The organism is Myroides sp. ZB35, assembly GCF_001865835.1.
GTDB classification, from domain to species: Bacteria; Bacteroidota; Bacteroidia; order Flavobacteriales; family Flavobacteriaceae; genus Flavobacterium; species Flavobacterium odoratimimum.
On record NZ_CP017769.1, the window covers coordinates 376,894 to 388,577 of the forward strand.

Consider the following 11,684-nt stretch of genomic DNA (forward strand, 5'->3'; position numbering starts at 1 on the left):
TTATATCTCTTTTCCTACTGTCTTTAGTTCATAAAGGTCTGAAGTCATCTTGATCTCTCCATCCTTATTTATTATAGCAATATTAGTACTGTCTAACCTTACTAATATATAATCTCCTTCTACATCAATACTACGGATCTCTTTCCAGTCCGTTTTCTTAGTCCATAACACACTACCATCTACCCCACTTATCTTCTGCAGTGTTATAGTCTCGTTCTCCAATACAGACATCTTGATAGCAATGATAACAGACTCTGCGTCTCCTACTAGTACACGTGCTCCATCTACATAAGTATGATTAGGAGTAAGGTCTTTAATAGAAACTATCTTCGCTCTAGATTTAGTATACGGCATCACTAAAACTTTCTTATAAGGAGACTTCTCTGTGAATATACCCGATCTACCGTAATCTTTGCTCCAGTTAAAACTTACATTGTATTGTGGAAAACCTTTTTGAGTCCAATGTTCGTATTGTATCAACTGTATTTCTTCTTCTGGAAAATCAAAACCTATACGCGTAAATTTATAGGATGTAGTCTTAACTGGATCCGTTAATTTCTTATCGTATATATTAGAGATTTTATCTATAGGTAATACAACACCTATATCTGCAAATAAGGCATATTGTTTTCCTTTATTATTTGTAACTGTCAGACATTGATCGAAAGTTCTAGATTCTATCGCTGCTACTCCTCCTGCAAACTCAGGATACTTGACAAAGAAAGATTCTGTCACATTCTCAAATACTTTCTGAGAAGGGTTATACAAAAATAAATAGTAACTATTCACAATAAGGAATAGCTCGTCATTAGCTCCTCTATAATAGTCTAATTTACTGCTATGTGTACCTGCTCCTTTTATAGATAGGTCTACTTCTAGAAGTGTTCTACTGATTTCTTCTCCTGTAGTCGCGTCTAGTAAGATGGTGTACACCTCATTTTCCTTACCTTTCTCAGCAAAGATATCATTAAACCACCCTGTAAAAACAATGGTGTTCTTCCCTTTTGGGTCGATCATTAAGGCTGTTTCTGAATAACTAGCATTGACATATCTCACATCTCGCTTAGAAGGCGGGGTGGTGTTATACTCTGTGGTAGTAACAGGGGCTGGTGTAGAATCTGCAAATATGAATCTACTGATCTGGTAAGCGAAATAGATAAAGATAACAGCAGAGAAGCCTATAATAGCTTTTTTAGCAATCTGCACTCCTTGTTCATTATTCAGTTTACCCGTATTATAATTATGGTTAATAGTAATATCATCATTATCTAGAAAGAACTGTGTATTACAGCTTCTACAGATATAGTGGTCTTTCTTAGTCTCATCAACCTGATTACTCCCACACTGAGGACATACTATTTTCTTTATTGTTTTTGCCATGCTTCTCTTTTACTACAATACTGCTTTAAGACTTAAGTCCATATTGTACACTGAGTGTGTTAATGCTCCTGAAGAAACATAGTTAACTCCACATAATGCATACTCTCTAACCGTGCTCTCATCGATATTACCTGAAGACTCTGTTTGGCATTGATCACCTATCAATGCAACAGCCTCACGTGTCATCGCATAGTCAAAATTGTCTAACAAGATACGATGAACATTATCGCAAGCTAAGATTTGCTTCACCTCATCGATATTTCTAGCTTCTACGATGATCTTTAGCTCTTTATTATTGTCTTTTAAATATTGGTTTGTCTTTTCAATCGCTTCTTTAATACCTCCAGCGAAGTCAATATGATTATCTTTCAACATAATCATATCATAAAGAGCAAAACGGTGGTTCTCTCCTCCAGCTATCTTTACTGCCCACTTCTCTATCGCACGTATACCTGGTGTAGTCTTACGTGTATCTAATATCTTAGTACCCGTACCTTCTAATAAGTTTACGAATACACGAGTCTTCGTAGCGATAGCACTCATGCGTTGCATGGCATTAAGCATTAGTCGCTCAGCCTTTAGAATAGACTGAGAAGACCCTGAGATATATAAGACTATATCTCCTACTTCTACTTTCGCTCCATCCTGAATACACACTTCTACTTCTAGAGTAGGGTCTACATAGTTCAATACTTGTTGTGCGAACTCTACTCCTGCTATATACCCTGCTTCTTTTACTAGTAATTTTGCCTTACCTGTAGCTGTAGAAGGAATACAAGCTAATGAGCTATGGTCTCCATCTCCTACATCTTCACGTATAGCGTTCTTAATAATTATATCTAATTCTGCTTGAAATTGTGCTTCTGAAATCATATTTAAAAAAAATTTGCGATGCTAAAATAAGAAATGTTTTAGCAAATCTTATTATAGAACATCGCAAACTATGAGTTATAATGACAAGCTTACCCTATCACTACACCTAACATTTTATAGAATTCTCTAAGGATATCAGGGTGTCCAGGCCATGCAGGAGAAGTAACTAAATTACCGTCTACCACAGCTTTATCTACTCCTACTTCTTTATAATGACCACCCGCTAAAGTGATATCTGGTCCTACTGCTGGATAAGCAGTCAGTGTTCTTCCATTTAATACACCTGCTGGAGTTAATACCTGAATACCGTGACAGATAGCCGCTACTGGTAAATTCTTTTCAAAGAAGTACTTCACAAAGTCAATTACCGTACTATTTAGACGGATATATTCTGAAGAACGCCCTCCACAGATATACAGTCCATTATAATCTGCTACATTCACTTCATCAAATGACTTATTGATTACAAAATTATGTCCTCTTAGTTCTGCATAAGTTTGATACCCTACAAAGTCGTGTACAGCAGTTGCAATCACTTCATTCTTCTTCTTTCCAGGACATACCACATCTACTTGTACTCCAATTGATAATAGTGCTTGATAAGGAACCATTACTTCATAATCTTCTACGAAGTCACCTGCTAACATTAAAACTGATTTTGCCATATTGTTTTTATTTAAGTTAATACCCTTCTAAGGTAAACAATTATGAGTAGTCCAAAAACTGTATCTTAAAAAATAACCATAAAATAACATCTGCTCCGAATACTTTTTAGTAACTTTAAAAATCTAATTAATCCTATTTATTTTGACTATGAGAACAAAAATCGCCTTAGTAGCTGCTACATTCTTTACACTAATCAGCTGTAACCAAAAAGTAGCCCCAACACAAGATGTCAAAGTCTTAGATCTATATACAATAGAAGTACCTGGTACATTCGCACCGATGCAAGAATTATACCCTGATGCTGATATTCAATATGGAAATACGTTTAAACAGATGTATTTAGTCACTGTACATCAAGACAAAAATAAGACGGCAAACTTCGAAGAATACGTTAAACAATCTCTAGCTAGCTATAACAAAAGAGAGAACTATGAGATAATAGTACAAGAAGATGTCCGAATAAACGGAATACCAGGGAAGAAGTATGAACTACTGATGTCTCAAGATAAAGATATGATGTATATGATACAAGTAATATTAGATGGTAAAAAAGCTAACTATCAATACATTACATGGACAACAGGGCAGAATAAAGAAGCGCAAAAAGACAACTTCTTAAACACTTTAGCTTCTTTTAAAGAACAGTAGTTTTTTTAACAAATTTTAAACATTAAAAAGTGAGCAATAATGTTATTTATCGTACCTTTATAGTACTCAAAATGAGCGCTTAAAAGCGCTTAACAAATAAATAATATTATATAAAATAATTATGAAAAAATTAAACTTAGCTCTAGCTGTTTTAGCAACAAGTACTATGTTATTCTCATGTGGTGAGAAAAAAGCAGATACAACAACTACTCCAACTGAAACGCCTGCTGAAACAACAGCAGCACCAGAAGAAGTAACAGGTGTACAAATCACGTTAAATGCAGATGATCAAATGAAATTTGACCAAACTGAAATTCGTGTTCCTGTAGGAGAGAAAGTTACATTGACTTTAAAACATACTGGTAAAATGGATAAAGCAATTATGGGGCATAACTGGGTATTATTAAAACCAGGTACAGACATGACTGCTTTTGCTACTGAAGCTGCTCAAGCAACAGAAACTGACTATATTCATCCAAGTGGTTTAGAAAATGTAGTAGCACATACTAAAACTTTAGGAGGTGGACAATCTGATACTATTGAATTCACAATTACTGAAGCAGGTACTTATGACTTCTTATGTACATTCCCTGCTCACTTCGCTTTAATGCAAGGTAAATTAATTGCTGAATAGTAATATATTTTTAATGCAAATCTTTAAATGGGGTGTTTAATTAAAACATCCCATTTTTTATTACTCTATTCTAAAGTAGTTTGTACTCTACTCTTGTAAAAGAAAACATTGTCATTTAATTTCATCAATAAACCCAAATAAAAAGCACAAAAAATGTTAAATATGACACTTTTAAAGCTTTTTAGCTCAAAATTAGTAGTCATTTTTTTCTGACTGATTGTTTATTCTTATTTAAGCATGTATATTTGTATCAACAAATTAGCATATAAAATGAAAAAAATTGTATTATCGTTAGCTGTAATCGCTACGTTAACTCTTGCATCTTGTGGAAACAAAAATGCAGATAAAGCAACAACTACAACAGAACAAGAAGTAGCTGTAGAACAAGGAGACAAATATTCAGTAAACTTGACTGAGAGTAATGTAACTTGGAAAGTAGGTCACAAAGGAGGAGTTAACCCTCGTTATGGTACTTTAACTTTAAAAGCTGGTGATATCGCTATCGATGCAAATGGGTTAAACGCAGGTTCTTATACTATCGATATGAACTCTATCAAAGTTGATCGTGCTTCTGTAAGTGCTGATGAAGATATCGCTAAATTAGAAGGTCACTTAAAAAGTGCTGACTTCTTTAACGTAGAAGCTAATTCGACTGTTGATTTCAAAATCACTAATGTAGAAGATTTCGACGCTGCTAAACACACTAGTAAAATAGAAGGAGCTAATAAAGTAGTAAGTGGAAACTTAACTATCTTAGGAAAAACTGTAAACATCACTTTCCCTGCTAAAGTAACTGTAGAGAATGGTAAAGCTGTTATGGATGCTGCATTCGTAGCTGACCGTACAGAATGGGGATTAGTATTCGGTACTACTGATAAAGATTCAGGTGCTGCTCTTAACCCTGCTGACTGGGCTATTAGTCAAGATATGGAAATAGGAATTCATTTAGTAGCTGATAAAGTAACTGAATAATTTCATTCACAATATATCCTGTAAGGGCTACTCTAACGAGTAGCTCTTATTTTTTTTACCCACTTTCTAAAAGAGGAACAAGAATAAAGCCGTAACTTTGAGTTTTGCGAATAGAAAATAGATACAATGAAGCATTTTGACATTATAATTATAGGAGGTGGCCCTATAGGTATAGCCTGTGGACTAGAAGCTAAGAAGAACGGACTTTCTTATCTAATCATAGAGAAAGGATGTCTAGTTAATTCTTTATATCACTATCCTGTCAATATGCAGTTCTTCTCCTCTTCAGAACTATTAGAGCTAGACAAGATTCCCTTTATTAGTAAAGAGAACAAGCCTCGTAGAAGTGAGGCGTTAGAATACTACCGTAGAGTAGTAACAACAAATGAGCTAACAATAAACTTATTCGAAACTGTCTTAGAAGCGACTAAAAACTCAGAAGGTTTATTCGACGTTAAAACTTCTAAAGATAACTATACAGCTAAGGACATTATCGTAGCGACTGGTTTTTATGATATTCCTAATCCATTAAACATTCCAGGAGAGCAATTGCCTAAAGTTTCTCATTACTACACAGATCCTCATTATTATGCAGGTATGGATGTAGTGGTAGTTGGAGCTAGTAATTCTTCTGTAGATGCAGCCTTAGAATGCTATCGCAAAGGAGCAAAGGTCACTATGGTTGTAAGAGATAAAGAAATTAGTTCTCATGTAAAATATTGGGTAAAACCGGATATTGAAAATAGAATTAAAGAAGGAAGTATCACTGCCCTATTTAACAGTAACATCAAAGAAATAACTGATAATACAGTTATAATCAACACAAATAACGAAGAACTAGCAATAAAAAACGACTTTGTCCTTGCACTTACAGGATATCGTCCTAACTTTGCCTTTTTAAAACAATTAGGAGTTACAATATCTAATGATGCTAATCAGACTCCTACTTACAATACAGAAACTATGGAAACAAATGTGACGAACTTATATTTAGCAGGTGTAGTATGCGGTGGTTTAAACACGCACACTTGGTTTATTGAGAACTCTAGAATTCACGCTGTTACCATTCTTACCCACATCATCTCTAAGTATCGATATCGTCGATTTTAGGGCTTGCACTCCTTACACACCCCTTTAGCTACTACGTCTATATCATCTAGCTGAAAACCAGCTGGTACTTCTATTTTAGGGATAGACACTTGTGTTAAACAGATTGTCTTTTTACAATTATTACACACGAAATGTAGATGAGTATCGTGATGATTCTTTTCATCACACCCCTGAGCACATAGCGCATAATGAGTAATATTATTAGTCGTAATACTATGAAGCAATCCTTTGCTCTCAAAAGTCTTTACGGTTCTATATAATGTCACTCGATCAGATTGTTCAAAGCTTGCCTCTATATCAGCAAGTGATACTGCACCTTTTTGTTGCTTCAAGAATTTTAGAACCAATAAACGCATTGCAGTAGGATTAATCTTTTTTGCTTTTAATTCTTGCTCTAAATTTAGGGTACTCATAATCTCTCATTTTGTGTATAAACAAAGATAAACAATGTTTGTTTATCAACTCGTTTTTACGTAATCAGATTCCATTTAACAACTCTTTAGCTTAAAAACAATCAAAACATTTTAATATAAATAAACATATTTGAGTGTTGTAGTAAATAATAAAAACATATATTTATTTTTTTTACAACAATCAAACTAAAAACATAAACTCAAAGTGAATAGTAAACTTATAGGTAGTTCCCTTATTATAGCGGGTACAGCAATCGGAGGTGGAATGTTAGCCATGCCGATTATTTCGTCTGGAGTAGGATTTACAGGCATTACGATAGTAATGATCTTGATATGGTTAACGATGTGTTATACCGCTATTCTATTAGTAGAGACATATAAAGATAATAATCCTGAAGATGGACTGAGCACGATGACTTATAAATACTTAGGAAAAGCAGGCTCTATCGTCACTGGGATAAGTATGCTAACCCTGATGTACGCTCTAGTAAGTGCTTATATCGCAGGAGGAAGTGATATTCTAAGACTGAACTTAAGCAATTGGTTAAAGACTGATATCAGCCCACAGGTGACTGCTTTTATCTTTACAGTATTATTTGGTGGTATAGTTGGTTTAGGCGCTCGAGTGGTAGATATTGCTACGAGATGGATATTTATTATCAAGCTAATCTTTCTCTTAATCGTTATTATTGTGATGTTTGGCTATGTCAGAATAGACAATCTCTTACAGATGCCTATAGAGAGTAAACTATTCTTCTCCTCTATTCCTGTTATTTTTACTTCATTTGGTTTTCATATTGTGGTACCAAGTATGGTAAAGTACTTAGATGGAGATATTAAACTACTTAAAAAAGCGTTTATCTACGGTAGTCTATTACCTCTAATCGTATACATCATCTGGCAACTATCTATTTTAGGAAGTATAGACTCTAATACCTTCTTCACAATTATAAAAGAAACGCAAGGCTTAGAAGCTGTTATCCTAGCTGTAAATGGTGTATCTGAGTCTAAGTGGATGAATATTCCTTTAAATATTTTCTTTGCTGCAGCTATCCTTACTTCTTTCTTAGGAGTGGCATTAGCCCTATTTGACTATGTAAAGGATTTAAGTAAAAAGAAAGCTTTTGGAAAAAACAGTATAATTATTTACCTAATTACTTTTATACCTCCATTATTATTCGCACTTTACTATCCTAAAGGTTTTGTGATAGCACTAAGCTATGCTGCTATCTCTGTAGTGATAACCTCTTTGTTTATTCCTGTGCTGATGTACATCAAAGTCAAAAAAGAAAGACAAGAGCCAATATCTTTTTTACAAAAGATAGCTTTTAGCCTGATTTTTGCTTTTGGAACAAGCATCTTAGTAATACAAGTTTTAATGACAGCGGGAGTACTCCCTATTTTAGACTAATGAAACAAAAAATAAATTCGAAGAATTAAATAAATTTAAACAAATAGAAATGCAAAAAATTATCGGAAGTATCCTTATTGTCGCAGGAACGACAATCGGAGCAGGAATGTTAGCAATGCCCATTATATCAGCAAGTGTAGGCTTTACCTTTATGGCCTTTATCTTGTTCTGTATCTGGTTTGCTATGTATTATACTGCTATACTTCTGGTGGATGTATATAAATACAACCCTCCTACAGATGGGCTAAATACCTTAACAGTAAAATATCTAGGTAACTCTGGAGCTGTTGCTACAGCGCTAAGTATGTTGATACTTATGTATGCTTTAGTTAGTGCTTATATCACAGGAGGAGGTGAAATATTTAGAACTAACTTAGAGAATTGGCTACAAGTAGAAATATCATCTCATACTTCTGCTTTTCTATTTACAGCAGTATTTGGAAGTATCATCGCATTCGGCACACGTGTTGTTGACTTTAGTAATAAAATTGTATTTACAACGAAGCTAATTTTCTTGTGTATTGTAATGGCATTATTATTACCTAAAGTAGAAATGATCCACTTACAACATTTACCTACTTCTAGTATTCCTGTATTAGCCACTATTCCTGTAATCTTTACTAGCTTTGGGTTCTATGTAGTTATTCCAACATTGGTAAAATACTTAGATGGAAATATCAAACAACTAAAGCTCGTATTTTTAATCGGAAGTATCACTCCTCTTCTATTATACTTGGTATGGGAACTTACATTCTTAGGAAACTTAGATAGCAATACTTTTACTGCTATACTACAAGAGAACTCTAAAATGGAAGGCTTATTAAAAGCAGTAAAACAAGTACACAACTCAAAAATGATTGGTATTTCTTTTACACTATTTGCTTCTGCAGCATTACTTACTTCTTTCTGGGGAGTAGCCATGGCTTTAAAGGATTATATCCAAGACTTAGGGAAGAACAAACCGCTAATCAAGAATAATATGTCAGCAATGCTATTGACCTTTATTCCTCCATTAGTATTTGCTATCTTTTATCCTGATGGATTCGTAATAGCACTAGGATACGCTTCTATCCCATTAGTAGTTCTTGCTTTAATCATGCCAATGTTAATGTTACAAAAAGCACAAAAGCAAGCAGGAGTTAAACAACCCTTTTTACAGAAACTCGCTTTCGTATTTTTATGGGGACTTTCTCTTTTGATTTTTATACTTCAAGGCCTTATGGTTGCTGAAGTTATACCAGCTTACTAAACAAGAAACAACCTTTATACAATATTAGCCGACTTAACCTAGATTAAGAAATTTCTAGATTAAGTCGGCTTTCTATTTTTAAACCACTACTCCTCAGTACCTTTGTCTTAATAAAAATAACACCGTATGAAAAATATAGTTTTGATAGGAGCGTCTGGATATGTAGGTAGTGCTATATTAAACGAATTGATACATCGTCAATACAACGTTACAGCAATCGCTAGAAATACCTCAACAATATCTAATAGCGCTTTAGTAAAAAAAGTAGCGCTAGATATAACAAATCAAAAAGAACTCGTAAAGATGATAACAGGCGCAGATGTAGTCATCAGTGCATTCAATGCAGGATGGTCAAATCCTAATCTTTACGAAGACTTTACAACAGGAATACAGACTATACACAATGCTGTAAAAGAAGCTAAAGTAGAGCGCTTAATTGTAATCGGTGGAGCAGGTACACTGTATATTAAACCAGGGCTACAGTTAGTAGACACAGTAGATTTTCCTGACTTTATTAAACCAGGTGCTACAGCAGTAAGAGACTATTTTGAGCAGGTATTAAGTAAAGAAAACGGTTTTATCTGGACATACTTTAGCCCTGCGATAGAAATGAATCCACAGAACCCTGGAAAGCGCACAGGACACTTTAGACTAAGTAATAATACTCCTGTCTATGATAGCGAATGTAGAAGTAGGATATCTGTAGAGGATGTAGCTGTCGCTATAGTAGATGAAGTAGAGAATGAACAGTTTAAAAACACACAATTTACAATAGGTTACTAAAATTCATAATAAGTCCCCATAAGGGAAACAACAGTTCAACAACAAAATAATAGCAATTCTTCCCTTACTAAAAAAGGCTGTAAATCTAATTGATTTACAGCCTTTTTACTTTATTATTTCGATAAGATATATCTTACTACATGTTCTGCTGAGTTCAAACCAAACAAGGCTGGCATCCAGCTATTCGTCCCAAAAAATGACTTTTTAAAGTTACTACCATCTGTCATCTTTAAGCTACTCTCATCAGGTTTTTCTGTAGAGAAGATCGCTTTTACCCCAGAAGATATTCCTTCTTTCTTTAGGCGCTTTCTGATCTGCTTCGCTAGTGGACATACATCTGTCTTACTGATATCTTTAATCACAATCTTATTCGCCATCATCTTTCCTCCTGCTCCCATCGCACTGATTACTTTTACCTTCTTGCGTTTAGCTGCCAAAATAAGGTTAATCTTAGGTGTAATACTATCAATACAATCTAATACATAATCGAAGTCCTCCGTCACAATCTCATGAGCACGTTCAGGAGAAATAAACTCTTCTATACGAATCAAGTTAAGCTCTGGGTTAATATCCATCAATCTATCTCCTACAACTTTCACTTTTGGCATACCAATCGTAGAGTGTAAAGCGGGTAACTGTCTATTGATATTCGTAATATCTACAGTATCTCCATCTACGATAGTCATATTTCCTACTCCTGCTCTAGCTAAAAACTCAGCTGCAAATGACCCAACTCCTCCTAATCCTACTACTAATACTTTCGCATCTTTTAGTTTTTGCAATCCTTCTTCCTTAAAAAGTAATTCTGCTCTTTCTTGCCAAATCGCCATTTATTCTACTTATTATATCAATCTAAGACTGATGTTATCTATTAAAAACTGTTTTATAATTCTGTTCTATGATCGCTTCTATATTCATATCTAATGCGCTTGCCACAGTATATACGTCCTCTATGGTTATCTCCTTAGCATCATCTGTTTCTAAAAACAACTGCTCTCTTGGTACTTTCAAGAAGGTACTTCTCAATGCCTCGTTATAAATAAGGTGTTTGCCAAAAGACAAATAAAAACCATTCTTCCACAGACTCTCTGCTACTTGTTCTTTTTTATTAAAACCGTGTATAATCAGAGGAACCGTAATCTGTAACTCTTTCTTTATCTGTATAACTTCTTGATAAGCCGAAACGACGTGCAAAATTACTGCTTTTTTATACTTTTCTGCAAGTAGTAATTGCCTCTTAAATACTTCTATCTGTAGATTTAACGAAATATTGATCTTCTTATCTAATCCACACTCTCCTATCGCTAAACAATTTGGCTGTTGTAGCTGCTCTTCTAACAAGGCTAACTCTTCCTCTAAACGCTCTTCCTGAATATACCATGGATGTATACCAACAGTATAGGTAGGAAGGGTATTATCCACTGTCAGAGGATACTGATTGATGATTTCTATTATCCCCTGCTGTGCTGTAATATGATGAGTGTGTGTATTGATTTTCATACATACGAAGATAAAAAAAAGCCTCTAATTAGTAAACTAACTAGA

Annotated in this window: 13 protein-coding genes; 7 read left to right on the forward strand and 6 right to left on the reverse strand. The window is 34.4% G+C overall.

The annotated features are described in order from the left end of the window. From BK054_RS01665 to BK054_RS01675, 3 genes are all read right to left on the reverse strand, one after another. The gene (locus BK054_RS01665) at positions 1 to 1,380 is read right to left on the reverse strand and encodes a TFIIB-type zinc finger domain-containing protein (protein WP_006267049.1); all 1,380 of its coding nucleotides are present in this window, start codon (positions 1,378 to 1,380) and stop codon (positions 1 to 3) included. A gap of 12 nt (positions 1,381 to 1,392) precedes the next feature. Further along, positions 1,393 to 2,253, reverse strand: coding sequence for a carboxylating nicotinate-nucleotide diphosphorylase (gene nadC / locus BK054_RS01670; protein WP_006261974.1), 861 nt, complete (start codon positions 2,251 to 2,253; stop codon positions 1,393 to 1,395). An 89-nt stretch (positions 2,254 to 2,342) separates the two neighbouring features. After that, on the reverse strand, positions 2,343 to 2,918 hold the full coding sequence (locus BK054_RS01675; protein ID WP_006267048.1) for a DJ-1/PfpI family protein: 576 nt from the start codon (positions 2,916 to 2,918) through the stop codon (positions 2,343 to 2,345). Between the two features lie 148 nt (positions 2,919 to 3,066). On the opposite strand from BK054_RS01675, the gene BK054_RS01680 reads away from it, so the two are divergent. From BK054_RS01680 to BK054_RS01695, 4 genes are all read left to right on the forward strand, one after another. Beyond that, complete coding sequence (locus tag BK054_RS01680; RefSeq protein WP_006260247.1) at positions 3,067 to 3,567, forward strand: hypothetical protein; 501 nt, start codon at positions 3,067 to 3,069, stop codon at positions 3,565 to 3,567. A gap of 121 nt (positions 3,568 to 3,688) precedes the next feature. Then, a complete protein-coding gene (gene azu / locus BK054_RS01685) occupies positions 3,689 to 4,201 on the forward strand; it encodes an azurin (RefSeq protein WP_006261976.1) in 513 nt (170 codons plus the stop codon). A 270-nt stretch (positions 4,202 to 4,471) separates the two neighbouring features. Continuing rightward, positions 4,472 to 5,173: a YceI family protein gene (locus BK054_RS01690; RefSeq protein WP_006260250.1), complete on the forward strand. Its 702-nt coding sequence runs from the start codon at positions 4,472 to 4,474 to the stop codon at positions 5,171 to 5,173. Between the two features lie 126 nt (positions 5,174 to 5,299). After that, positions 5,300 to 6,283, forward strand: a complete 984-nt coding sequence (locus BK054_RS01695; RefSeq protein WP_006261978.1) for a YpdA family putative bacillithiol disulfide reductase — start codon at positions 5,300 to 5,302, stop codon at positions 6,281 to 6,283. Here the strand turns inward: BK054_RS01695 and BK054_RS01700 are convergent. Then, positions 6,280 to 6,696, reverse strand: coding sequence for a Fur family transcriptional regulator (locus BK054_RS01700; RefSeq protein WP_006260252.1), 417 nt, complete (start codon positions 6,694 to 6,696; stop codon positions 6,280 to 6,282). The genes BK054_RS01695 and BK054_RS01700 overlap by 4 nt on opposite strands. A gap of 205 nt (positions 6,697 to 6,901) precedes the next feature. Here BK054_RS01700 and BK054_RS01705 point away from each other — a divergent pair, with 205 nt between their 5' ends. From BK054_RS01705 to BK054_RS01715, 3 genes are all read left to right on the forward strand, one after another. Continuing rightward, positions 6,902 to 8,107, forward strand: a complete 1,206-nt coding sequence (locus BK054_RS01705) for an aromatic amino acid transport family protein (protein WP_006267046.1) — start codon at positions 6,902 to 6,904, stop codon at positions 8,105 to 8,107. Between the two features lie 49 nt (positions 8,108 to 8,156). Continuing rightward, positions 8,157 to 9,356: an aromatic amino acid transport family protein gene (locus BK054_RS01710; RefSeq protein ID WP_006267045.1), complete on the forward strand. Its 1,200-nt coding sequence runs from the start codon at positions 8,157 to 8,159 to the stop codon at positions 9,354 to 9,356. Between the two features lie 126 nt (positions 9,357 to 9,482). Further along, positions 9,483 to 10,139, forward strand: coding sequence for an NAD(P)-dependent oxidoreductase (locus tag BK054_RS01715; protein WP_006267044.1), 657 nt, complete (start codon positions 9,483 to 9,485; stop codon positions 10,137 to 10,139). Positions 10,140 to 10,252: 113 nt separating this feature from the next. Here BK054_RS01715 and BK054_RS01720 read toward each other — a convergent pair whose 3' ends face one another. Together BK054_RS01720 and BK054_RS01725 are read right to left on the reverse strand one after the other, a co-directional pair. After that, positions 10,253 to 10,969, reverse strand: coding sequence for a ThiF family adenylyltransferase (locus BK054_RS01720; protein ID WP_006260257.1), 717 nt, complete (start codon positions 10,967 to 10,969; stop codon positions 10,253 to 10,255). Between the two features lie 34 nt (positions 10,970 to 11,003). Then, entirely contained in the window at positions 11,004 to 11,639 is a 636-nt protein-coding gene (locus tag BK054_RS01725) for a TatD family hydrolase (RefSeq protein ID WP_006267043.1), read from the reverse strand. Positions 11,640 to 11,684: the final 45 nt, after the last annotated feature.

What these genes read in the sequence shown, in the direction of transcription:
- BK054_RS01665 (WP_006267049.1), bottom strand. Translation starts at nt 1,380, where the DNA reads ATGGCAAAAACAATAAAGAAAATAGTATGTCCTCAGTGTGGGAGTAAT.
- nadC (WP_006261974.1), bottom strand. Translation starts at nt 2,253, where the DNA reads ATGATTTCAGAAGCACAATTTCAAGCAGAATTAGATATAATTATTAAG.
- BK054_RS01675 (WP_006267048.1), bottom strand. Translation starts at nt 2,918, where the DNA reads ATGGCAAAATCAGTTTTAATGTTAGCAGGTGACTTCGTAGAAGATTAT.
- BK054_RS01680 (WP_006260247.1), top strand. Translation starts at nt 3,067, where the DNA reads ATGAGAACAAAAATCGCCTTAGTAGCTGCTACATTCTTTACACTAATC.
- azu (WP_006261976.1), top strand. Translation starts at nt 3,689, where the DNA reads ATGAAAAAATTAAACTTAGCTCTAGCTGTTTTAGCAACAAGTACTATG.
- BK054_RS01690 (WP_006260250.1), top strand. Translation starts at nt 4,472, where the DNA reads ATGAAAAAAATTGTATTATCGTTAGCTGTAATCGCTACGTTAACTCTT.
- BK054_RS01695 (WP_006261978.1), top strand. Translation starts at nt 5,300, where the DNA reads ATGAAGCATTTTGACATTATAATTATAGGAGGTGGCCCTATAGGTATA.
- BK054_RS01700 (WP_006260252.1), bottom strand. Translation starts at nt 6,696, where the DNA reads ATGAGTACCCTAAATTTAGAGCAAGAATTAAAAGCAAAAAAGATTAAT.
- BK054_RS01710 (WP_006267045.1), top strand. Translation starts at nt 8,157, where the DNA reads ATGCAAAAAATTATCGGAAGTATCCTTATTGTCGCAGGAACGACAATC.
- BK054_RS01715 (WP_006267044.1), top strand. Translation starts at nt 9,483, where the DNA reads ATGAAAAATATAGTTTTGATAGGAGCGTCTGGATATGTAGGTAGTGCT.
- BK054_RS01720 (WP_006260257.1), bottom strand. Translation starts at nt 10,969, where the DNA reads ATGGCGATTTGGCAAGAAAGAGCAGAATTACTTTTTAAGGAAGAAGGA.
- BK054_RS01725 (WP_006267043.1), bottom strand. Translation starts at nt 11,639, where the DNA reads ATGAAAATCAATACACACACTCATCATATTACAGCACAGCAGGGGATA.